The sequence below is a fragment of the Pantoea sp. CFCC18179 genome (genome assembly GCF_059412405.1).
Genome location: NZ_JBNBPM010000001.1, coordinates 543,487 through 565,217, shown reverse-complemented (window position 1 = coordinate 565,217; position 21,731 = coordinate 543,487). Strand labels below are relative to the sequence as shown.

The following is a 21,731-nucleotide window of genomic DNA, read 5'->3' as shown; positions in this document are numbered from 1 at the left end:
TTCAGGACAGAGCAGGACGGACGGTAAACTATGGCGGCGCTGAAACCTGATGTAAAAGCCTTTATAGTTCAATCTGTTGCTTGCTTTGATTCTCCCACTCAGGTTGCTGACGCTGTCCTGAAAGAATTCGGGATCAAGATTAACCGCCAGCAGGTTGAGCAAAACGACCCTACGAAGGCCAGCGGCAAGAAGCTGGCGAAGAAGTGGGTGGACATGTTCCACGCCACGCGCGAACGATTCCAGACTGAGTTAGCCGACATCCCGATCGCCAATAAGGCGTTCAGGCTGCGCGCGCTCGACCGTATGGCGATGCGTACCGAGGGTATGAAGAACTTCGCGCTTACCGCGCAGCTGATCGAGCAGGCGGCGAAAGAGTGCGGCGACGCTTACACTAACCGTCAGAAGATTGAGCACACAGGCAAAGATGGTGGCCCAATTGAAGCGGCAACCCTGACGCGGGAGGAGTACAAGAAAGCCCGACAGGAGATGCTGCAGGATGACGACTGTTGAGCAACGTAATTACGCGCGCAAGATAGAGTGCGAAGAGGACGGGATGTATTTTGCCCGCTACTTCTTCAAGCAGCGCACCGGCGGTAAGATGATTGTGGCGCCGCACCACCAGGTTATTCAGCAAACACTTGACCGCGTCATCGATGGCGAGATCAAACGCCTGGTGATCAACGTTCCTCCTGGTTATACCAAGACCGAACTCGCAACCATCAACATGATGGGGCGCGGTCTGGCACTGAATCGCCGCGCTCGCTTCATGCACCTGTCGTATTCGCACAACCTGGCGCTGCTCAACTCATCGACGGCGCGCGGCATGATCAAGTCATCCGCCTTCCAGAGCATGTGGCCTATGGATCTGCGCGATGACGCAGACAGCAAGGCGATGTGGTGGAACGAGCACGGCGGCGGCGTTTACGCGTCGTCAGCTGCTGGGCAGGTTACCGGCTTTCGTGCTGGGCATATGGAAGACGGCTGGCAGGGTGCGCTGATCATCGATGACCCGGTTAAACCGGACGATGCGTACAGCGAAACCGTGCGCGGTGGTGTTAACGACCGCTTCAACGAAACAATCAAATCACGTCTGGCCGTCGAAACGACGCCGATGATCGTGATTATGCAGCGCATCCACTATTACGACCTCAGTGGCTACCTGCTGCGCGGCGGCAGCGGTGAAATGTGGCATCACCTCAATTTGCCCGTAATCATCGATAACAGCCGCAGCTACGCCGAGCAATACCCTGACAACACCCACGCGATACCGATTGACCATGGACTGTCTGATGGCTGGTTGTGGCCCTTCAAGCATAACGAGTCGCATCGCGTTTCACTCTTCTCCCACCGGCGCACCGCCGAAGCTCAGTACATGCAGAATCCTAAGCGTTTCAACGCCGAGGGCGCGCTATGGAATGAGGCGATGATTAACGCGGCGCACGAAATGCGGATCACGCAGGAACTCACGCGCACCGTTGTTGCTATCGATCCGCAGGCAACCAACAGCGAAGAGAGCGATGAATCCGGCATCGCGGTGGCCAGCGTTTACGGCAATGGCGACGAGCGACAGTACACCGTCGACGCCGACTACAGCGGCAAATACTCGCCGAACGGCTGGGCGACGCGCGCCATTGAGGCGTATCACCAGCACGATGCTGATGCAATTGTCATCGAGACCAACCAGGGCGGCGATATGGCTGAGGACACGCTTTCAAATGCTGGATTCACCGGGCGCGTGATCCGCGTTCATGCCAGCAAAGGTAAGTTTGCCCGCGCCGAGCCGATTTCAGCTCTCTATGCGCAGGGCCGTGTCGCGCACCGTGGCAGCCTCTATCAGCTGGAAAACCAGTTCATGGAATACGTGCCAGCGACAGCGAAGAAATCGCCCGACCGCCTGGACGCCGCCGTATACGCGCTCACCGAACTTTCAGAACCACAATCAATTGGCATGTTGGTGCGCTCGCGCTGACGGAGGACACCAGTGAAAGAAAGCGAGATGAAAGACCAGCGCGCCAGTAATGCCAGTGTCGAGAAAGAGCGGCGCAATTACCTGTCGTCGCTCTTCAACGGTACCAGCAACACGAAGCGCCAGCGCCTCTATCAGGAGTTCGGCTATCCCGTCGAACTGACGTTTGAGGACTTCTTCCGCGCATACACGCGCAACGCGATCGCCGGCGCATCCGTCAGCCGCATGGTTGATGGCTGCTGGGAGGATTTCCCGGAGATTTACGAGGGCGACAAAACCAAAGACGCCACCAAACAAACGGCATGGGATAAGCGCGTCAACAAGCTGCTTAAGCGTTGCTGGAAGCAGATTAAAGGCGCTGACCGCCGCAATCTGGTAGGCCGATATTCGGCGCTGCTGATTCAGGTGAAAGACAGCAAGCCCTGGCGCGACCCTGTCGACACAACGGTCGTGGGCCGCCTGGCTGAGAAAGCGCTGGTTAAGCTTATCCCGGCGTGGGAAGCCCAGATAGAGCCGATTGAGTGGGACAGCGACCCGGACAGCGAGACGTTCGGCGATGTGAGGATGTACTCATTCACCGAAATATCCGTGGGCAACAACAAAGACGCGCGACCGGGCCGCATTATCAACGTGCATCCCGATCGCGTAATCATCCTTGCAGAGGGCTCTGATGATGGCTCGATGACTTCCGGGCGGTCGATGCTGGAAGAGGGCTTCAACAAGCTGCTCGATATCGAGAAGGTGAGCGGCGGCGCGTCAGAGGGCTTCCTCAAGAACGCCAGCCGTCAGCTTAACTACAACTTCAGCGAGAAAACCAACTTCGCAGCCCTGGCGAAAGCGCTCGGTACCACGGAAGGCAATCTCGCTGATGCGCTGGACGGACAGGTGCGCCGTCTCAACGACAGTACTGATAGCGCCAGCTTCATGCAGGCCGGTACCGCAGAGGTGCTGTCAGTGGCCGCCGCCGACCCCGAGCCAACATGGCGAACGGCGTTAAGCGAGTGGTGCGCGACCGTGCCGATCCCCATGAAAGAGCTGGTGGGCATGCAGACTGGCGAACGCGCCTCTACCGAGGACGGCAAGAGCTGGGCTAAGACGCGCATGTCTCGCCGTAATGGCTTCCTGGTTGATGTCATCACCGACTTGGTCAGCCGATTCTGGACGCTGGGCATTGTCCCGGTTCCTGCTGCTGGCGAAATCAGCGTTGGCTGGTCCGACTTACTGGCCCCTAGCCAGTCAGAGAAGATTGCCAATATGAATGCCATGGCTGACGTGGCCGTGAAGACGACCAACGCGTTTGGACGTTCTGCCATCAGCGGCAATGAAGTTCGTGCGCAGGGTGAGCTGCAGCCTGATCCTGAATTGGAAAATACCGATGACAACGAACCTTCAGTCAAGCGCGCCGATCCTCTTGGTGGAAACGATGATGAACCGGAAACCGAAGAGCCCGGTGATTCCAAGGTCACGAGTTGACCCGACTATGTCGAACAAGCCAGTCAGTAAGATGGCTCGCGACATCGAGGAACGTTATTACCAGATTAAACTGGCGCTGAAGTCGCTGTTTGATCAGCGTCTGACAGGACGCGCGCGCGAGGGCAATTCGCATCAATGGCATTTCTTGTGTCATCAGCACGGCGACATGCCTACGCTGTATGCAGTGAATGCTTCGGCTTATATCTACGACATGACAAATCAGCAACTCGATGAGATGCTGAATTTGATGCAGGCAATTCTCGATCAGAACCTGCTGGATGGTGGTCAGTATAATCTATGGGCAAGCGTCTATGTTCAGGCAGAAATTGCGCGCGGCACTTTTGAAGCGTTCACCAACCTGTCGCGGCAATCCGAGTATTACTCGCAGCAGACCAAGCTGGCGCAGTTGTTCAGTTCGCCCGGTTACCAGAATCAGGTAGCGGCGGCAGCATTATCCACATACAGCGACTGGAAAAGCATAAGCGATATCGCGCGCGGGGATCTCGCCAGTATCGTGATCGACGCAGTAGGGCGCGGCGTGAATCCCCGCGAGACGGCCAAGGTGATCAGCAAGCGCTTGGACGTTTCGATGTCGAAAGCCCAGAACATGGCCCAGACCGAGCAGGTTGGCGCGTTGAGGAAAGCGCAGCGAAATGAAGTTGACTGGGCAAGAGAACGTCTGGGTCTGAATACTGCTGTGCTGTGGATTTCGGCTTTAAAGCCAACCACAAGACCATGGCATGCCTCGCGTCACGGTAAAACATATACTACGGAAGAGGTTGAACAGTTTTATGCTCAGCGTGGAAACCGCTACCGCTGTTATTGCAGCAACATACCAGTCCTATTAGACGATAAAGGCAGAATAGTGAATCGTGGACTGGTGGATAAGTTGAAGGAAGAAGAAAAGCGTTGGAGAGAAAGTCGATAAGTATTAAATTGATTCCGTGTTCCATTAAATTTCGGTTGGCTGCGTGTATTACGTAATATTAATCAAGGTTTTTTCCAAGCCTGAATATCGTGAAGATTTCTTGAATGGAAAACTTTACATGAACCCAATAAAATACTTCAGAAGCTTTGAAGAGGAAACTGAATCTAATATTGGGGATGAAAACGAAGCAATTTTTGCATGGATTCAACCTGAAGGGATTGAGTTGAATTTCAAGGTCAACGGCGAAGATAGCTTCACCATTAAAGGTAAAGATATAGCAGCACCTTTACAAATAAGGTCGTACTCGCACGAAAATGTGAATGTCTTCTGTATGACATGCCTTCATTCAGATGGTATAGATTTTTACGGTAAGCTAAACGAAGAAGATTCCCAGCGATTAACTGACCTTTTGACGCTGCCTGTTGAATCAGAGAGGTTGGGTAATTACGCGATTGTCATAACAGACTTCGATAGATTCATGACTCAAGCTCAACGTGCCTTCATGGATTTAGGTGAGAATGGGTTAAAAGGCATTTTCAAAGCTGCTCCAGTAACTTATTATGATGTGAACAAGACGCTCTCTCTGAAAAAAATTGACGAGGCAGTGTTCCATAAGCAAAGCCAATTCGCACATCAAAAAGAATATAGGTTGTGTTTAGATATATATGCGAAAAATGCAGAGCCTTTTATCCTTAATATTGGAAGTGTAAGAGATTACACTCATACATGCGACACCAAAGAAGTTAATGAACTAATCAGGTCGATACCAAAAATTAAATAGCCCGCTTCGGCGGGTTTTTTATTATCTGCAATCCACCATTGAGGACGCAACGTGACGCTATCCAGCATCCACGTTAAATCCCTCGCCATCAACGCTTCCAACATTTCAACGACCACCATCGACGGTGCAGATCACTACGTCATTCGCGGCGTGGTGCCCATTGTCGATGACATCGTTATGAATGGCGGTTTGTATCCGGCGGAGGAAATTAACAACAGCTACAAGTCGATGGAAGGCAAGTTGATGCCTCTGCCGCACCCGAAAGTCGACGGCAAGTTCGTCAGCGCTAACGATCCGCGCGCGGTGAACAAGTATCACGTTGGTGCGTGGGCGGAAAACGTCAGCAAGGCAGCCGACAAGGTTGTGATGGACGTTTACGTCAACAAGGCGATCGCCGAAGCCAAGCCAGACGGTAAGCGCTTAATTGAGCGCCTCGACGGCATGATTGCCAATACGAACACTGACCCGATCCACGTTTCTACCGGGTTGCTCACCAATAAAGAGACCAAGGCGGGCAAGTCCAAGGGGAAAAAGCACTCGTGGATTGCGCGCAACATGCGTTTCGACCACATCGCCATTCTGCTGGATGAGCCCGGTGCCGGTACACCAGAAGAGGGCGTTGGCATGTTCGTTAACGCCGACGGTGAGCAAAGCGAAGTCGAGAATGCCAGCATCATCGACGCAGCGAACAACACCAGCGATAACCTCATTGATAAGGTGAAGTTCTTCTTCAGCAACGCTTCGCAGATGTCCTTCGATGACATTTATCAGGCGCTGCGCCTAGCAATCAAAACGGATGGCGATATCTGGCGTTACATCGTCAGCGTTTATCCCGATCACTTCATCTACGAAGAGAACGGAAAAGGCGGCACCAGAAAGCTGTTCGATCAGAAGTACCTCATGGCTGACGGCGCAGCGACGCTGGTTGGCAATCCTGTAGAAGTCGTGCGCAAACCCACTGAGTACGAAGTTAAAACCAACGGAGAAATTAATCCGATGAAAGACATGATCATCAACGCGCTGCAAGCCGCCGGTAAGCCAACCGAGGGCAAGTCAGAAGCCGAACTTCTGGATGCCTACAACCAGATGAAAGCTGATGAAGCAGGTAAAAAGAAAAACGGTGGCGGAACCGATGATGGCGACAACATCGATCCGGAAACAGGTAAGCCAAAGAAAAAGCCTGAGCCAACTAACAACAGTTCCGATGCACCATCTTGGTTCGCGCCATTCGCCGCAAAACTGGACGCCATTGAAAGCGGCATGACTGCTAACTCTGACAATGAAAAGGCCACTAAACGCGCTGCTGTTAAAGCGAAATTTGGCCTCGATGACATTGCAGTGAACGCGATGGATGGCGCTGCTCTGGATGGTATGTACGCTAAGTGCCAGACATCCCATGGCCTGAATCCTGGCTTCCAACAAAATAACCAGACCAATGACCAGTGGGCTGACTACGACCTCAACGCTGGCATGGATCAGGAGAAAAAATAATGCCTCACGTCATCTATCGCGGCCCGGTTGAACGCGAACCCGAAACAATCAACCTGAACGTTGCCACCGCGCTCACTCCGGGCGTGGTAGTGAAGAAGAACACCACTGGTGGTGTTTCTGTGGCAACTGACCCAACCGGCCGCCTGCTCATTCTGGGCAATCGTCGTTTCCTCGGTCAGGACATCAACACGGCATACGCAGCTGGCGAAACTGGCGTGCAGTACCGCGTTGAAGTCGATCAGGAGTATTACGTGCAGTTGGCAGCTGCAGCTTACACGATTGGCCAGGAGCTGACTGTGGGAGCTGGTGGTGTGTTCGTCGCTGCTGATGAAGGCGACATCGTGGTTGCAACCTTCGACGAAAAAGCGGCTCGCACCCTTTCAGTACAGGGCTTTGCAGACGTGGTGATCGTTAACTCTTACACCAAACCGGCTGCAGCCTAAGGACAAGCAGAATGCTTAAGTTTACCCCCGATCAGCAAAAGCTGATCATCAATGCCCGCCGCCGCTGGGACATGATGCAAATGAATATGGCTGCTCAGAATGGTTTTGCGGTCAATAACGCCAACGGTCAGTTCATTTCCTTCGACGAACTGATCGGCAACGCCTCGGTGCTGCCTAAGGATGTCTGGGGCGAGTGGGACCGTTCGGCAATCACCGTGCAGCGCGATGTGTTGTCGGTTTTCAACGACTTGGCAGCCACCGTTTCCCGTCCGATGCCGCTTGGCAAAATCGTGCATTACTTCATGACCCTGTCAGATTCTGGTGATGTGAACATCAGCCTTGATGGTCGCGGCAAAGCCAAGACTGACCAGCCGGTGATGGATTACGAAGGTACGCCACTGCCGATCATCGACAGTGAACTGTCATTCGGCTGGCGCCAGATGCTGGCGGCACAGACCGAGGGCTATTCGCTGGACAGCGATGCTATTCCAAACCATCAGCGCAAAGTGGCTGAGAAGCTGGAGGATATGGCGCTGAACGGTGACGCTAATATCAACGTTGGTGGTGCCCGCATTTATGGTTTGCGTACCGCGCCTAATCGTGCGACCGGCACTCACGCTCTGGACCTAAGCAGCGCGACTGGTCCGCAGTGGGTTGAAGTGTTTAAAGAGGCAATCAGCCTCATTCATGCAAAGAACTATTACGCGCCGGTAACGTTCTATGTGAACTACTCCGACTGGTTCTACGCGTCGACCACTGATTATGTGGCGAACTATCCGAAAGGCATCCTGCAACGCGTTATGGAGATTCCTGGCATCGCAGCCATTGTGCCTGCCTCGAAAGTGCCGGCGAACGAGATTCTGGGCGTGGTCAAACGCACCGATGTTGTTCAGATCCTCAACGGTATGCCGTTGACCATGCGCCCTAAAGCGCGACAAAACCCTGAAGACGATTATGTGTTCACAGTGCTGGCCGCTGCTGCGCCACAGTTCAAGCATGATGCCGAAGGCCAGGCCGGATACGTCCAGCTGACCAAAGCCTGATTAACCGGGGCTTCGGCCCCACTTTCATTGCGGAGGGCATATGCCTGATGAAAAATTGAAGTGGATCCTCACCCATGACAGCCACGAACTGAAAAAGGGTGAAATTTACGAAGGCACATCGTTGCCTGCGTGGCTCGTTGGCAAAGCTAACCCGGTGAGCAGCGACTCGTTCGAAGTGGCATCTCCCGGCGCAGCCGACTTAAAAAAGCTGAACACTGAGTTGGCTACTCAAACTAAGCGCGCTGACGATGCAGAAACCAAACTGGCGAAAGCGGAAGCCGATCACGCTACTGTATTGGCAGCGGAGACTAAGCGCGCTGACGATGCGGTAGCTGCGCTGGCAGCTGCCACGAAGAAGGATAAGTAAACATGGCAGCCCAGATCACTCCCGAACAGGTTAAGTCTCTGCTCACTGAGCTGGGCTACTCCATTCCTGATGCGCTGCTTACGCCGATCCTGTGTGCAGTCGACAAAATCGACATGTGCCTTGACGGTGCCGGTTACGACGATTGCACCCAGACGCTGATCAAGCTCTACGCAGCAGCACTCATGTCAGCTTCATCTGGCGCGCGCCGCATCAAATCGCAGGGTGCGCCCTCAGGCGCCTCGCGCTCTTTTGATTATGCCGATGATGGCATAGAGAACCTGCGTAATGCGTTATCCATGGCTGATACCTCCGGTTGTACTGCCGCGCTGCCAATTTCCGCTGGCAATAGCGTTGGTTTCTTCATGGTAGTGGGAGGTTAGACGTGTTAAATGCAACCGATTTAGCTGCATTGCTAAACAAGCTTATAGCCATTGATCCTGACGCTGCCAGCTCGTTGGTAGCGCATCGCGTTAACTGCAACGAAGCGATGACAGCATCTGTTGTGCCGTTTGTATGCAGTATCGGCAACGATGGCAAAGCCCGGATCGGCCTAATTGGCGTCATTAACGCATTAGCTGAGCCGGAATCTGGCAGGGTTGCGGCAGTCTTTGATGATTTCGGGAAGCTGACGTCATTCACTGTGGTGGGCAAATGAAGTGGAATTCTGCCATTGTGCTGCCTAAGGCGTTCGACCGTGTGTGGGTTAAAACATCAAATGGCCGGCAGACAACCGGCTACGTAAACAGCAGTGGCGAGTGGGTGATTAACTGCCCGCGAATAGCTGCTGAGAAGCCCGCAGTGACCGGCTGGAGGAAATGACATGTCATCTTTAGCCAATTGGTCATACAGCGCACAGGCGACTATCTGGAAGCGCTCAGGCGCAAGCAATGATTTCGGCGATCCTGTGTTCGAAGCTCCGCTGGTTATTGCCTGTGATTATCAGGGTGGGCTTTCAAAGCGCGTTGGTGACATCGGTGGTGAAAAGGTAGTGAAGAACACAATCTGGACGGAGTTCGCACTGGCAGATACCGGTGATTACATTCTGATTGGCGTTTCAACTGAACTCGACCCGATTGCAGCCGGTGCCGATGAGGTGATGCAGGCGATACGTTATGCAGACACCTTTGAGCGCACAGCAGACGATTACGCGATTATCACTGGAGTGTAGCCATGGGCGTGAAAGTAAAAGGCATCAAGCAGGTTTCACGCAACGTTAACCGCGCTATCGATAACATTCAGGACCGGCGAATTGTTCGGGCTCTTAATGTGGCAATGCTTATTGGTGCCACACGCGCAGCGCTTTATACCGCCATAGACACATCATTTCTGATTAATAGCCAGTTCCGGGAAATCATCGTAAATGGCACACGTATAACCGGACGAGTGGGCTATACCGCTAGTTATGCGGCTTATGTTCATGACCCAGCTAACCCGCAAAGATTCCGGAGAGCCACGGCCAAGAAAGAATATCTGACACTAGGGTTTGAGGATGAGCGATCGCTGATTGATAGCTCAGTCCATAAGGAGATGTCATTTTGAATCCTCCAATGCATACGCGCGTGCGTAATCTCTTTGTTGATGCCGGTTTAACTGCTGGATTCATCACGCAGCTTCTGATGTGGAATGACACCGGCAAGCAGAGCGATGCATTCATCGTTTTCAGGCCTGGCGGCGGCACTCCAATCGATGACGTGATCAGCTCTGAGTATTACGTGATGGTTGATGTCGTTGGCGCAAAGGGTGCTAACGGACTTGTCGATTCAACTGTTCAGGCGATTATTGAGCACGTCAAATCCAACCCAACAGCCAGTAAGTGCCTTGGACAGATAACTAACATGGGTGGCATTCCGCCTCCAGTCCCCACTGCAGAAGGCCGTTTGGTCTACCGCCTGATGTTTTCCTGCCTATATGGCGAATGAAAACTGCAAAAAATCACAACGGTCGCTCAGGCGGCCTTTTTTATGACATGAGGAAATAAATATGGAAGGTTGTGCAAGCAGCTTTGACCGCCTGATTGGCCGCGCCAAAACGCTCGAGCTAGCTTATGGCTGCCCGGATGTGCGCCCGGAAGAGTCGGAATGGAAATTGTTAGGCCTTCCAACGTCGGCGACGTGGGACTTGAGCCCGGAGTCTCTGACGTCAGACGCGGATGATGGTGGCTTTACTTCTACTATGATCGCCAGCCTCGATCCGACCTATTCGATTGAGGGTGAAGTTCGCGTAAAAGACCGTACTGATGAGTTTGGTATTCAGCAGTTTACCAAATACGTCGTTGATGAAGTGCGTGCGCGTCGACAGCCAACGGTGTGGATGCGCTTCCATTGGGGCGATTCATACCATATCGGTTACATGGTGGCGTCTGGTCTCAGTGATGGAGGTGGCGTTAAAGAGATCGTGACTTACAGTCTGGAACTGAAGCTGAATGAGGGTACCACCTTCGAGATTGAGCCAGATGGCAGCGATGTTCCGGCTACCGGCGTAACAGTCACACCGACCAGCGCCAGCGTTGCCGCAGGTGCTTCAACCACCTTCACCGTCAACGTCTCGCCAGCGGATGCGTCTGTCAAAACATTCACGGTCACATCTTCAGTACCTGCACGAGCGACCGCGACTATCAGTGGTAACACTATAACGGTCAATGCACCATCCGGCGCAACAGCAGGTAATGCGAATATCACAGTGACAACCACCGATGGCTCATTCACAGCAGTTTTCGCGGCAACCGTTACTGTGTAGTCATCATTCCAGGGGCTTCAATTCGAAGCCCACACAATGCTGACTTAAGAGGGCCATCATGATCCCAATGAAAGAGATTGGTGAGTGCCTGATTTGCACGCCCGAAGCCGATTACATGTTTCGACCTTCGCTCGCCAATATGATGCGAATCGGAGAACCGCAAGAGATTGTCCAGGCGTTCGCTGATCTACATAACGATGAGGTTACCCCGCTGATTGAGCGTGCAGTGACGGCATATGGTCACATACCTACCTGGCTGATCGATCACATCCGTACAAGCTCCTATGGGAAGCGGGCGCTTATGAGCGCCATTACGGTGATGGAGTCATGTTGTGACAATGATCTATCTCCATTGATTGGCGTGTTTCACCCCGCCAAAGCCAAGGGAAAGACTTTTAAGCGGCGCGCCGGACAAATGGGGGATTTCGAGGTACTGCTGATCGCTCAATCTCTGATTACTCACGGCATCATTGGCAAAGCCAAGGTACGCCAGTTGCAACGAAACGAGAGCGGATCTCCAACATCGGAATTCAGCGCATTTGAATACATCAGCGCTGCCCGAACTCACTTTGGAATCAGTCGAGAAGAGGCACAGCAGCTGACTATGACAGAATTTCAAATAATGCTGGCCGCTAAATACCCCGCTCAAAAGGGCTATACGAAGGAAGAGTACGACCAAGCTGCGGATGATTATTTTGCTCTTCGTGAGAAGCGACGCGCGAAAGCGGCCTGATGAAAACCATTAGTTAACCAACCTGCTCCGGCAGGTTTTTTTATGCCCGGAGAATAGCGAATGGCAGGCACTTTGAATGCAGGCAGCATCATTTATGAAGTGGATATGGACACCGCTCGCCTGCTGGCGGCTCGCCGTGAAGTTGATGCAGCGCTTAGCGGTTTAGGCGGAACGGTAGGACGACTTGATGTGAGTGTGACACGGGCCGAGCGCTCGGTGGCATCAATGCAGCGCACCATGTCCAGCCTCAGCGCAGTGGCGCGCGGCGTAATAGCTGCAATTTCAATTCAGCAGGTCACCGCGTACGGGAATGAGTGGGTAACGGTCAATAACAAACTAGCCAACTCCGTCCGCGCCAACGAATCACTGGCTGAAGTGACTCAGCGTGTTTTCGACATTTCCCAGAACACCATGAGCAGCCTGGCGGCAACTGCCACGCTCTATGGTCGACTTGAGCGTGCAACGCGCAGCGCCGGAACAAGCACCAAAGACCTGATCACATTGACGTCGACCATCAACAAAGGCCTGGCGGTTTCTGGCGCAACGACTGAAGAAGCCAGCTCAACCATGACGCAGCTTTCTCAGGCGCTGGCATCTGGCGTGTTGCGCGGCGAAGAATTTAACTCAATTTCAGAAAACGGCAGCCGCCTTGCGGTGGCTCTGGCTGACTCTCTCGGTGTCACAATTGGACAGCTTCGAGGAATGGCGGCGCAGGGCAAGTTGACCACGGAAGTGGTAGTTAACGGTCTGCTCAAGCAGAGCAGCGTAATTGCAAAGGAGTTTGCGAACACCACGACAACAATGGGCCAGGCGTTTACGATCGCCACCAACAACATCACTAAATTCGTCGGCGAAAGCTCCAGCGTTTCCACTTCAATTCGCGTGTTTAACGAAGGTGTGATTTCACTCAGCCAGAATCTGGACATCGTGGCGAACGCTATCGCCGTTGCGGCGGTCATTTTTGGCGGACGCTTTGTCGGTGCGCTGGCGCTGGCGACCAAGGCACGCATTGATGATGCACTAGCAGCCAAAGCGCAAACTGCGGCAACAGCACAGTCAGCAGCTGCTACTGCCAACGCCGCGCGCGTTACTGCACTTAAGGCCGGTCTCGATAAAGAGCAGGCACTTTCAAATCTTGCGCTGGCCCAGACTGAATACAACGTTGCAAGAGGATCTGCTGCGGAGGCATTCGCGCTTGAAAACCTTGTTGCCGTGAAATCGGTGGCTATCCAGCGCTCGGCGACATATGCAGAAGCTCAACTCGCAGAGGCAGCGGCAACCAGAACTGCGGCGGCGGCATCTGCGGCGGCAACGACCACCATTGGCGGGCTTGCGAAAAATGCGCTGGCGCTTATTGGAGGCCCGGCAGGATTAGCGGTGATTGCAGCGGCTGGCATCTTCTATTTCTACCAGAAGATGCAGCAGGCGCGGCAGGAGAGCATCGACTTCGCTGACAAGCTGGATGGTGTGATAGCCAAGATGAAGAGCATGAGTCAGGTTCAGCTTGCCGCTGAAATCGACAATGCCACCAAGTCAATCAAGGCGCAGGCTGATGCGATCAAAGATAATCAGTCGAGCCTCGAATCAAACGAGCTTCAACAGTACCGCCTGCGCCGCACGCTTAGTTTCCTTCAGGAAGGTAGCCTGCTTTACAGAGTCACTCTGTCTGAACTGTCTGATGCCCAAAGCGAACACACTCAGCTTCTGGCGCAGAACGAAACCGCACAGAACAAGTTGAGCCAGACGGTCAGTAAGACCGGCATTCTGCGTGCGCAAATGAACGGTACGTTTGCACAGGGTATCGACCTGCTTAAGCGTGATGGTGAGGCTGCTGGCGTTGCTACAGGATTGATGAATCAGTTTGGCAATGCGATTGATTTTGCCAGCAGAGCGAAGGAGAAATTCAACGCTACCAGCCTCCAATTGCCTCGAAGCGATCAGGCCGATGCATACAACAAAGACCTTCAAGACGAAAACGCGCTACTTGCCATCACAGACAAGCGCCTGCGCGCCGTCACCAAGGCTCGTATGGAGGCGAATGCTAAAGGCGGCAACCAGAACCAGATAAACACGGCCGGTGAACTGGCTGGCGCGCAATATGACCTTCAGCAAGCAGAGGCGAACCGGAATAAGGAAACGAGAGCCGGTATTGCCGAAGGCAAGAAAGCTGAGAATCAGGCCGAATCTGTCGCGCAAAAGCTGGCAAATCTGAAGCAACAATCAGAGATTGCTGGCGATTCAACGCGAGAGCTGAGCCGTGAGCAGGCCATTCTGACCGCTCAGCAATCGCTCGGCAGCGCTGCAACACAGAAAGATTTGGAGCTGGCAGGCAAGTATGCGGCGGCTAAGTGGGATACCGGCAATGCAATCCGCGCGCAGGCAGCAGCAGAGAAGCTTTTGCCTGAAGCTAAAGAGAATGCCAGCTACAAGCAGGATGTTGACGATCTCAATACCGCGCTATCTGCGAAAAAAATCAGTCAGGAGCAATATAACGCCACCGCGGAGCAACTTGAACAGCAGCATCAGGCCAACCTTGCGAAAATACGTTCCGAGCAGGTTGTCTCGCCACAACAGGTCGCCGCCGGTACAGTCGATCCAGTTCAGCAGCTTGCCAATGAGAATGCGCAGAAACTAGCGCTCATCCAGCAGTTCGAGAACCAAAAGGTTCTTACCGAACAGCAAAGCCTCGCCCTGCGCAATTCACTGAATACACAGTACGACCAGCAGCGAACAGCTGCAATGTGGACGATGTGGCGCAATCAGAGTGTTGGCAACGAAGCAGTGGCCGCGTCGTTTGATTCGCTGGCTGGCAATGCTTCCAACGCATTTACCGGCATGGTCACTGGCAGCATGACCGCAGAGGAGGCCATGCAGTCGCTCGCCAGCAACGCCATCAACAGCCTGATCAACTCCTTCGTCCAAATGGGTGTGGAATGGGTTAAATCGGCGGTGATGGGTTCAACCGCTCAAATATCCGCAACGGCGGCAACTACCTCAGCATCGGTCGCCGGCATTGCCACCACCACAGCAGCAAGCACAGCATCCGCAGCAACAACAACGGTTGCATGGTTGCCAGCGGCGGCGGCGGCATCAATTGGTTCGTTTGGTGGTGCAGCAATCATAGGTATCGGCGCTTTGATTGCAGGTATGGCGCTGGCGGGAGGATTAGCCGGGAAGCGTAAAAACGGCGGCCCGGTTTCGGCTGGCTCAATGTACCAGGTTGGCGAAGGCGGTATGCCTGAAATCTACCGTGCCAGTAATGGCAGTCAGTACATGATACCCGGCGACAACGGTTCGGTTATCAGCAATAAGGATCTTAATTCAGGAGGCGGGGCATCGTCCGGCGGTGTAGTTATCAACATTCAGAACTACACCAACGCCACCGTTGATGCACAGGCTCAGTCTGATGGAAATGGAGGTTGGACGGTTACGGCATTCATTGCTGACATGAACCAAGGCGGCCCAGCCAGCAGGGCTATTACTGACAACCTTCAGACCCAGCGCCGAGCGAGAGAGTGATAAATGGCTATTAATTATCCTGACTGGCTCCCGCTTGCTCAGAAGTCCAATAAAAACGTTACCAGTGATACGGGTTTCCGCACCGACCAGCCTCAGGTTGGTGCGCCAATCTTTCAGAAACTGACTGACGATCTGAAAGCAACATTCAACCTTACCTGGATTTTTACCGCAGCCCAGCACCGGGCGTTTTATCAGTGGTTTCGCAGCCCGAATTATCTGGATAACGGCAACCAGTGGTTCAACATGAAATTGTCCACGGGCTCCGGTGATACAGGGCTGGAGATGCAGGAACTGCACTTCACTGTTTATCCGACGTGGAATCAGAGCGGTTCAACTTTCACCTGGACGGGGACGGTTATCGCGCGCGAGTTGAAAAATTCGGATGATGATTTTGACGACATTATCGTTGAGCTGCCTCCGCCATGGGCTAGCTGGCTGGACATCATCGTTACGGGCTATCCGGACAATCGCGATCCGGAATCACTGCCGAGGGTTCCATGATGCCAACACTTCGTGAATATCGAAGCCAGCGCCCAAATCGTGTGCTTTATGAAACGCTGACATTCTATAACGCATCCTTTGGTTACGTTCGACTGGTCAACAAGCAGGTGTTTCCCAAAACATTCGCCGGAGAAATTTACACACCGTGCCGGATGGAAGTGACGGAAAGCCAGCAAAGCAGCACGCCGGTGATTGATTGCAGTATCAAATTCAGCCGTCTGGCACAGGACTTTAAGCAGAAGTTAAAACTCTGGAAAGGAACCGCGCGTATCACGCCGATCTCAGCGACATTTCAGCGCTTTGATGCTGCCGACATGAATACGCCGCTGAAGCCGTGGACGCTCTACGTTAATGACGTGAGCATGGATCAGAGCGACGTGACGGTAACGCTTACGCTGAAAAATCCACTCAATAACAACGTAGGCTTGCTGTACACGCCTGAAGAATTCCCTGGATTAAAAAATGCTTAAATCTGAATTTCTTGAACGTGTGACTGGTGTTCCATGGGCTGACCGTGCCTGCACATTTGAAGCAATGGATTGCTGGGGATTGGTCGTTCTTTACTATCGGCATGTGATGGGCGTTGAGATACACCATGCGCCTGATTACGAATCGGGCGGCGAATTCCTTACGTGCTTTGCAGATGAAGTCATTTACTGGCAGGCCTCCGACATGATTCCTGAGAATGGAATATTCATCGCCTACTACGGCGCAGCGCCGGTTCACGTCGGATTGATTGTTAATGGACGCGCATTGCATAGCCGCGGTGACAGCGGGCATGTAAGAGCTGACAGCATTCGAACAATTCAGAAAATATTCACCAGGGTGGAATTTAAAACGTATGCCAATTATTCAGATTCAGCGCGTGCCGGGGCTGCCTAAAGAGCGGATATGCGCTTCTGCCGGAGTGAAATTCAGTGATTGGTTGATGACTCAACTTCTGCACAGCGAGCTTCGTATCAACCTGAACGGCAGAGAGTTGGGTGAAGATGATGAGCTAGAGTTTGCCGTCAAAGATTCAGACAACATCATAATTTTCGACCAGCCCAAAAGCGGTGATTTGGCAAAGACGCTGCTTAATCCACTGGAGCATTTCAACCCGATAAAATTCACCCAGAAAGTGATGAGCGGGCTTATTAAACAGCCCGGAACCGGCAACATTGGGCAGAGCAAAACATCTTCCAATAACAGCCTGAAAGGTCAAACAAACCTTGCGCGAAATGGTGAGGCAAAGCCGGATAATTATGGTCTTATTCGTGCATTCCCAGATTTGATTCAGGAGTCACTTTTTGAATACAGCAATAACCTTAAGTATCTGACCGAATTTATGAACTTTGGGCTTGGTACTTATGCTGTTAGTTCAGTTCGATATTCTGAAAGCAATTTAGGATCTATGGCTGGCGCTTCATTTACCGTTTATAACCCCGGCACAGTGATTGGCACTATCAACGAAGGCTATCAGTTTGATGATGTTGATGGGCAGGAAGTGCCGGGTAAAAACGAATCTGAAGATTTCCCTATTGAGAGCGCAACAGCTAATACGGTGATCAGCGGCGCCTATTCTGGCGGTCAGATACTGATGAAAATCGTCAAGCAGGCCAGTTTTGATTACTTCATGGGGCTGACGTTACCTCACGCTGTATCCTTCGTCATTAATGTCACTTATCCAACCGCAAGTGGAAACGTCACAGAGGACTTCACTCTTTCTGGAAACCTTATTTCTGCCACGCAGACGAATAACGGATCAGTTACCGCGCCGGTTTACTATTACAACTTTGTAATGGATAGCATTGAGGGTTCCAACGCTTCGTATATCAGCAACGCCACCATTAATACGACGAAGTTCATTCTCAATGACAATCAGGCTTTAGTGATTGGTCCTTTTTTCTCGCCGGTAGAATCAACGCAACTTTGGCTGCATACGCAATCAGGGCTTGGTGGAAAAAGTGAAACTAACTGGCAGGTGACTATCTGGAAAGTTGATAGTGAAAACGTCCAGATTCCAGGCACGACACAAACCTTCACTTACAGGCAGACTACGCCACACCAATCAACATCAGACACTTTTTACCGAACTGATAAGCTTACGCCAGTTGGAGGATATGGACGGTATGCAGTTAGCTTCCAACGCACGGATAACAGCGGTGACAACAGTAAGCTGAAGGTGGAAGCCATTCACGGGGTGAATATCAGAACAAACGTTAGCTATCCAAATGACACATTGGTACGTGTAACGGTGCGTCAAACGGAGAACGCCACAAGTTCACGAGACCGGAAATATAACGCCCTGATAAATCGCCATGTCATCAGCTACAACATGGTGACGCAAAAGGTTGATTACACCATTCGCGCTACGCGCAAGTTCGCCGATATAGCTTTACATAATTGGCTGATTATCGGCGGACAAGCGGAGAGTTCGATCGACATTTACGGACTGTATCAAATACAGGCTGAGTTGGACGCTCGCGACACCCGTTTATCGTACTTCGATTACACCTTCGATGATGAAGATGTTTCTCTTGGCCAGCGCATGGAGACCATTTGTGATGCTGCTGGCGTAAGCGTCTATTGGGATGACAGCGTTCTATCATTCACTCTGGACGGTAAGCGATCTTCTCCAGCCACCGTTTTTAATCGATCGAACACTGTAGATGCCGGATATTCGCTAAGTTACGACATGACTCTGCCGGGAGGGTATGATGGCATCGAAGTTCAATATCGCAACCCAACAACCAATAAGCAGGCGTTTGTTCGCTACCGGATACGCAATAATCAGATTGAGCTTGGCGCGCCGACCAAGGCGAAGAAGTTCGAAATGATGTATATCCGCGATTCTTTCCAGGCGGATTATCGTGCTCAGAAGGAGTGCCGCCGGTTGCTTTATTCGCGCATGAGCATGGCGATCACTACGCTTGCCGATGGTGAGTGGGTGAACGTAGGCGATATGGTTCAGGTGCCGGACACATACGACACCAACCAACAGGCTGGTTACATCGTTTCCCGCAATGGCAATACTTTCGAAACCAGCGAGCGCATCAACTTCGCTGGATCGATGTTTGTGGTCATCACCGATTCGCTGGGCAACAGTTCTGCCAGATATGCTGCCACTCCACGATCCGATACTTCATTTGGCTTCAATGCTGCGATTCCTGATATATCTCTGAACATTTTTGATGGTTACGACGTTCAGTCACCATCCAGATACGTCATTGCCACTACGGAAGAGTTGGACGCAACGCAGTGGATCATTAGTGAGAAGCAACCAAACAGCGATGGTACGACAGCCTTAACCCTTGCTGAATACAGCGATTTAATTTACCCGTAATATTGATTTATTTGCTTTCTATAGCATGAGGCATTCTTTACGATTGAACCAATCAACATTAAAGGGCTGGGTTATGAATAAATTGCTAATCGCTTCACTAATCACCATTTTGCTTTCCGGCTGCGTTTATCGAAGCACTGCCCATGCAGGTAAAGACTTTGATGAAACTAAAGCAACTCAACTTGTTTCCGGCAAAACAACCGATAACCAATTGGTCGCCCTTTTAGGTGAACCGGTCAAAAAAGAGATTGTGAGCGACCATGAGGTCAAATGGATTTATGAGTATGTGACATCAACCGCGGCTGTTAGGGCATTCAATCCTAACCCTAAAGTTGATGTCAGCAAGAAAGCACTCGAAGTTCTGCTAAGGGATGGCGTAGTAGTGAATCATGCACTTACGAATCCCGGAACCACTCAGTACCGGTAAAGCACCGCAAATAACCTATCCAACACAAGGCCAGCTATGAAGCTGGCTTTTTTTATGGAAAAAATATGGCTACGCAACCTACAGCGAACGTTACTCCTAGCGAATCCCCTCGCGATCTAAAATTTAACGCCGGTAAGATTGATGAGTTTGTTACCTCTCTTGATCTAAAATATAAAGATAGGTTTGGCGGTGCGCATTACACCATCGAGGGTTTAAGGTGGTTGGCGCAGCAGGCTATAGCCTCATTTGGTTACATCACCATTGAATCATTTCAAGTCGGCGCAACACTGACACTGCCTAACCAGGTTCTAAAAGATACTTCAAGTGGAGAGTATTACCGTTGGGATGGCCAACTGCCAAAAACCGTTCCTGCACAATCTACCCCACAATCTGCAGGAGGTATCGGTGCTGGAAAATGGCTAGGCGTTGGTTCAGCCGTTTTAGGGAGCTTACAAGATGGAGCTGGCGATGCTCTTGTGGCAGTTAAACAACCCTATACAGGTGCAGCGCCAAGAACACAGCACGAAAAAAATACCGACGTTCTAACTATCTTCGACTTTCTTGGTGTCGGAGATGGAACTGCCTTAAACGATAGTGCTGTTACAGCGCTGCTAGCTGCCTCAGGAAATGTATTAAATCTCCCTAGAGGTAACTGGCGCATTTCGCAGTCAATCACAGTGGATTGCCTGGTAATGGCACCAGGTGCAACCCTAACATCTACCGCTCCGGTAAATGTTGTGTGCAAATCTATCGTCGCAGCTCCAATGCAGATCGTATCTGGACAAATTGCGCTTAAATGCAATCAGCCAGGGTATGTTGAATGGTTTGGGGCAAAAGGAGATGGATCCACTGATGATTTAGCATCATTTAATGCATCTCACCTAGCCCTGTCAGGAATCCATCTATTAAATAAAAAATATCTAATTAGCAATAAATTTGAAATTAAAAAGCCCTTCATGTTAAAGGGAATGTCACCTGAAGTAAGCGTAATACAATCAACCTCTGGCGCCAGTGATATTATTGCGGTGACTACGGTAAATGGTGCTGTAGGGGATGATAATGCATGCGCCAGCCTTTCTGAATTTAGCGTTGAATACATCGGCTCTTCTGCGCCAACTGCTGGAGCTGGAATTAATGTCACATATTGTTCTTATGCTAATGTAAGAAATATCAAAATCAAGAAGGCTTATAATGGCATTTATCACACCACCGCGTTAGGTTGTGTCTTTGAATCGTTGTCTATTCTAGGTTGTTATAATGATGCCATTTATATTGATACTAACTCGATAGATTTTGTTGTTAAAGACGTAATGATTGATGGGCAAACAGCCTACTCAAGCGGCGTGCGTCGAACCAATGTTGGTGTTTATATTTACGGCGCACAAGTAGAGGGGTGGGTGTTAGACAATATTCGATGCACTATGTGTAAACGCCCGATATTGATTGATTCTGCTCTTTCGACAGCGAGGAATTGCCCTAGCTTTGGGCGCGTTTCAAATTGTTTTTTTGACACCGCTAATGTTTCTGGCAGCTTTGCCAAGGCAAGAGAGGTGACTGTTAATAATAGTTGGTTTAGCTCGAATGCTGCTGAATCAGGCTTATCACTAGGCATTACTCATGGTGTTACATTTAATCAAAGTCAGTTTATTAATAATGCCCAGCACGGACTAATCCTGTCAGCTTCTGCAAACTTTACAGTGATCAATAACTGTCAGTTCAGCAGCAACTCTGCCGCGTCAACTACAGGTAGTGGCGTGGTTGTATCTGCTGGAACCAATAACTTTACTATTACAAATAACCTTTTTGACAATTCCTCACTGAGCGCCACTCAGCGTTGGGGGGTGTTTGTTAATGCTGGAGCTAGTACGAACTATATCATCGCGTTTAACCAATGCTATGGAAACGTAAGCGGCGGCGTCTCTGATGGAGGTACAGGATCACAAAAACTCGTCCAGACCAACTTCGTTTAGTTGCAGACATTTCCTATAGCGATTACGA

23 protein-coding genes are annotated in these 21,731 nt (G+C 51.5%); all 23 read left to right on the top strand.

The window, feature by feature from the left end; genetic code table 11:
• Positions 1-30: 30 nt before the first annotated feature.
• A complete protein-coding gene (locus ACPUC7_RS02710) occupies positions 31-510 on the top strand; it encodes a DUF2280 domain-containing protein (protein WP_494921663.1) in 480 nt (159 codons plus the stop codon).
• A complete protein-coding gene (locus ACPUC7_RS02705) occupies positions 497-1,969 on the top strand; it encodes a phage terminase large subunit family protein (RefSeq protein WP_494921662.1) in 1,473 nt (490 codons plus the stop codon). The genes ACPUC7_RS02710 and ACPUC7_RS02705 overlap by 14 nt, the downstream gene beginning before the upstream one ends.
• Before the next feature lie 27 nt (positions 1,970-1,996).
• Positions 1,997-3,439 carry a DUF1073 domain-containing protein gene (locus ACPUC7_RS02700; RefSeq protein ID WP_494921937.1) on the top strand — a complete coding sequence of 481 codons (1,443 nt, stop codon included), beginning with the start codon at positions 1,997-1,999 and terminating at the stop codon, positions 3,437-3,439.
• Between the two features lie 7 nt (positions 3,440-3,446).
• On the top strand, positions 3,447-4,367 hold the full coding sequence (locus tag ACPUC7_RS02695) for a phage minor head protein (protein WP_494921661.1): 921 nt from the start codon (positions 3,447-3,449) through the stop codon (positions 4,365-4,367).
• 118 nt (positions 4,368-4,485) lie between these two features.
• On the top strand, positions 4,486-5,148 hold the full coding sequence (locus ACPUC7_RS02690) for a hypothetical protein (RefSeq protein ID WP_494921660.1): 663 nt from the start codon (positions 4,486-4,488) through the stop codon (positions 5,146-5,148).
• A gap of 51 nt (positions 5,149-5,199) precedes the next feature.
• A complete protein-coding gene (locus ACPUC7_RS02685) occupies positions 5,200-6,639 on the top strand; it encodes a DUF2213 domain-containing protein (protein ID WP_494921659.1) in 1,440 nt (479 codons plus the stop codon).
• The gene (locus tag ACPUC7_RS02680; RefSeq protein ID WP_494921658.1) at positions 6,639-7,082 is read left to right on the top strand and encodes a hypothetical protein; all 444 of its coding nucleotides are present in this window, start codon (positions 6,639-6,641) and stop codon (positions 7,080-7,082) included. Before ACPUC7_RS02685 ends, ACPUC7_RS02680 begins: the two co-directional genes overlap by 1 nt.
• 11 nt (positions 7,083-7,093) lie before the next feature.
• Complete coding sequence (locus tag ACPUC7_RS02675) at positions 7,094-8,125, top strand: major capsid protein (protein WP_494921657.1); 1,032 nt, start codon at positions 7,094-7,096, stop codon at positions 8,123-8,125.
• Positions 8,126-8,165: 40 nt separating this feature from the next.
• Positions 8,166-8,492: a hypothetical protein gene (locus ACPUC7_RS02670; protein ID WP_494921656.1), complete on the top strand. Its 327-nt coding sequence runs from the start codon at positions 8,166-8,168 to the stop codon at positions 8,490-8,492.
• Positions 8,493-8,494: 2 nt separating this feature from the next.
• Positions 8,495-8,872 (top strand): DUF7370 family protein, encoded by a 378-nt coding sequence (locus tag ACPUC7_RS02665; RefSeq protein WP_494921655.1) that lies wholly within the window; start codon positions 8,495-8,497, stop codon positions 8,870-8,872.
• Between the two features lie 2 nt (positions 8,873-8,874).
• Positions 8,875-9,147 carry a hypothetical protein gene (locus tag ACPUC7_RS02660; RefSeq protein ID WP_494921654.1) on the top strand — a complete coding sequence of 91 codons (273 nt, stop codon included), beginning with the start codon at positions 8,875-8,877 and terminating at the stop codon, positions 9,145-9,147.
• 165 nt (positions 9,148-9,312) lie between these two features.
• Positions 9,313-9,660, top strand: coding sequence for an uL10 family ribosomal protein (locus ACPUC7_RS02655; RefSeq protein ID WP_494921653.1), 348 nt, complete (start codon positions 9,313-9,315; stop codon positions 9,658-9,660).
• Between the two features lie 2 nt (positions 9,661-9,662).
• A complete protein-coding gene (locus ACPUC7_RS02650; RefSeq protein ID WP_494921652.1) occupies positions 9,663-10,031 on the top strand; it encodes an HK97 gp10 family phage protein in 369 nt (122 codons plus the stop codon).
• On the top strand, positions 10,028-10,411 hold the full coding sequence (locus ACPUC7_RS02645; protein WP_494921651.1) for a phage tail termination protein: 384 nt from the start codon (positions 10,028-10,030) through the stop codon (positions 10,409-10,411). Before ACPUC7_RS02650 ends, ACPUC7_RS02645 begins: the two co-directional genes overlap by 4 nt.
• Before the next feature lie 61 nt (positions 10,412-10,472).
• Positions 10,473-11,228 (top strand): Ig-like domain-containing protein, encoded by a 756-nt coding sequence (locus tag ACPUC7_RS02640; RefSeq protein ID WP_494921650.1) that lies wholly within the window; start codon positions 10,473-10,475, stop codon positions 11,226-11,228.
• A 58-nt stretch (positions 11,229-11,286) separates the two neighbouring features.
• Entirely contained in the window at positions 11,287-11,961 is a 675-nt protein-coding gene (locus ACPUC7_RS02635) for a DUF6246 family protein (protein ID WP_494921649.1), read from the top strand.
• Positions 11,962-12,021: 60 nt separating this feature from the next.
• Positions 12,022-15,480: a tape measure protein gene (locus ACPUC7_RS02630; protein WP_494921648.1), complete on the top strand. Its 3,459-nt coding sequence runs from the start codon at positions 12,022-12,024 to the stop codon at positions 15,478-15,480.
• A gap of 3 nt (positions 15,481-15,483) precedes the next feature.
• A complete protein-coding gene (locus tag ACPUC7_RS02625; RefSeq protein ID WP_494921647.1) occupies positions 15,484-15,981 on the top strand; it encodes a hypothetical protein in 498 nt (165 codons plus the stop codon).
• Positions 15,981-16,451: a DUF1833 family protein gene (locus ACPUC7_RS02620; RefSeq protein ID WP_494921936.1), complete on the top strand. Its 471-nt coding sequence runs from the start codon at positions 15,981-15,983 to the stop codon at positions 16,449-16,451. Before ACPUC7_RS02625 ends, ACPUC7_RS02620 begins: the two co-directional genes overlap by 1 nt.
• The gene (locus ACPUC7_RS02615; RefSeq protein ID WP_494921646.1) at positions 16,444-16,863 is read left to right on the top strand and encodes an NlpC/P60 family protein; all 420 of its coding nucleotides are present in this window, start codon (positions 16,444-16,446) and stop codon (positions 16,861-16,863) included. Before ACPUC7_RS02620 ends, ACPUC7_RS02615 begins: the two co-directional genes overlap by 8 nt.
• On the top strand, positions 16,823-19,306 hold the full coding sequence (locus ACPUC7_RS02610; RefSeq protein ID WP_494921645.1) for a host specificity factor TipJ family phage tail protein: 2,484 nt from the start codon (positions 16,823-16,825) through the stop codon (positions 19,304-19,306). Before ACPUC7_RS02615 ends, ACPUC7_RS02610 begins: the two co-directional genes overlap by 41 nt.
• 73 nt (positions 19,307-19,379) lie before the next feature.
• Positions 19,380-19,733 (top strand): hypothetical protein, encoded by a 354-nt coding sequence (locus tag ACPUC7_RS02605; RefSeq protein ID WP_494921644.1) that lies wholly within the window; start codon positions 19,380-19,382, stop codon positions 19,731-19,733.
• A gap of 65 nt (positions 19,734-19,798) precedes the next feature.
• Positions 19,799-21,703 carry a tail fiber/spike domain-containing protein gene (locus tag ACPUC7_RS02600; RefSeq protein WP_494921643.1) on the top strand — a complete coding sequence of 635 codons (1,905 nt, stop codon included), beginning with the start codon at positions 19,799-19,801 and terminating at the stop codon, positions 21,701-21,703.
• The last annotated feature ends 28 nt before the right edge of the window (positions 21,704-21,731 follow it).

What these genes read in the sequence shown, in the direction of transcription:
- ACPUC7_RS02710 (WP_494921663.1), top strand. Translation starts at nt 31, where the DNA reads ATGGCGGCGCTGAAACCTGATGTAAAAGCCTTTATAGTTCAATCTGTT.
- ACPUC7_RS02705 (WP_494921662.1), top strand. Translation starts at nt 497, where the DNA reads ATGACGACTGTTGAGCAACGTAATTACGCGCGCAAGATAGAGTGCGAA.
- ACPUC7_RS02700 (WP_494921937.1), top strand. Translation starts at nt 1,997, where the DNA reads ATGAAAGACCAGCGCGCCAGTAATGCCAGTGTCGAGAAAGAGCGGCGC.
- ACPUC7_RS02695 (WP_494921661.1), top strand. Translation starts at nt 3,447, where the DNA reads ATGTCGAACAAGCCAGTCAGTAAGATGGCTCGCGACATCGAGGAACGT.
- ACPUC7_RS02690 (WP_494921660.1), top strand. Translation starts at nt 4,486, where the DNA reads ATGAACCCAATAAAATACTTCAGAAGCTTTGAAGAGGAAACTGAATCT.
- ACPUC7_RS02680 (WP_494921658.1), top strand. Translation starts at nt 6,639, where the DNA reads ATGCCTCACGTCATCTATCGCGGCCCGGTTGAACGCGAACCCGAAACA.
- ACPUC7_RS02675 (WP_494921657.1), top strand. Translation starts at nt 7,094, where the DNA reads ATGCTTAAGTTTACCCCCGATCAGCAAAAGCTGATCATCAATGCCCGC.
- ACPUC7_RS02670 (WP_494921656.1), top strand. Translation starts at nt 8,166, where the DNA reads ATGCCTGATGAAAAATTGAAGTGGATCCTCACCCATGACAGCCACGAA.
- ACPUC7_RS02665 (WP_494921655.1), top strand. Translation starts at nt 8,495, where the DNA reads ATGGCAGCCCAGATCACTCCCGAACAGGTTAAGTCTCTGCTCACTGAG.
- ACPUC7_RS02655 (WP_494921653.1), top strand. Translation starts at nt 9,313, where the DNA reads ATGTCATCTTTAGCCAATTGGTCATACAGCGCACAGGCGACTATCTGG.
- ACPUC7_RS02650 (WP_494921652.1), top strand. Translation starts at nt 9,663, where the DNA reads ATGGGCGTGAAAGTAAAAGGCATCAAGCAGGTTTCACGCAACGTTAAC.
- ACPUC7_RS02640 (WP_494921650.1), top strand. Translation starts at nt 10,473, where the DNA reads ATGGAAGGTTGTGCAAGCAGCTTTGACCGCCTGATTGGCCGCGCCAAA.
- ACPUC7_RS02635 (WP_494921649.1), top strand. Translation starts at nt 11,287, where the DNA reads ATGATCCCAATGAAAGAGATTGGTGAGTGCCTGATTTGCACGCCCGAA.
- ACPUC7_RS02630 (WP_494921648.1), top strand. Translation starts at nt 12,022, where the DNA reads ATGGCAGGCACTTTGAATGCAGGCAGCATCATTTATGAAGTGGATATG.
- ACPUC7_RS02625 (WP_494921647.1), top strand. Translation starts at nt 15,484, where the DNA reads ATGGCTATTAATTATCCTGACTGGCTCCCGCTTGCTCAGAAGTCCAAT.
- ACPUC7_RS02620 (WP_494921936.1), top strand. Translation starts at nt 15,981, where the DNA reads ATGCCAACACTTCGTGAATATCGAAGCCAGCGCCCAAATCGTGTGCTT.
- ACPUC7_RS02615 (WP_494921646.1), top strand. Translation starts at nt 16,444, where the DNA reads ATGCTTAAATCTGAATTTCTTGAACGTGTGACTGGTGTTCCATGGGCT.
- ACPUC7_RS02610 (WP_494921645.1), top strand. Translation starts at nt 16,823, where the DNA reads ATGCCAATTATTCAGATTCAGCGCGTGCCGGGGCTGCCTAAAGAGCGG.
- ACPUC7_RS02605 (WP_494921644.1), top strand. Translation starts at nt 19,380, where the DNA reads ATGAATAAATTGCTAATCGCTTCACTAATCACCATTTTGCTTTCCGGC.
- ACPUC7_RS02600 (WP_494921643.1), top strand. Translation starts at nt 19,799, where the DNA reads ATGGCTACGCAACCTACAGCGAACGTTACTCCTAGCGAATCCCCTCGC.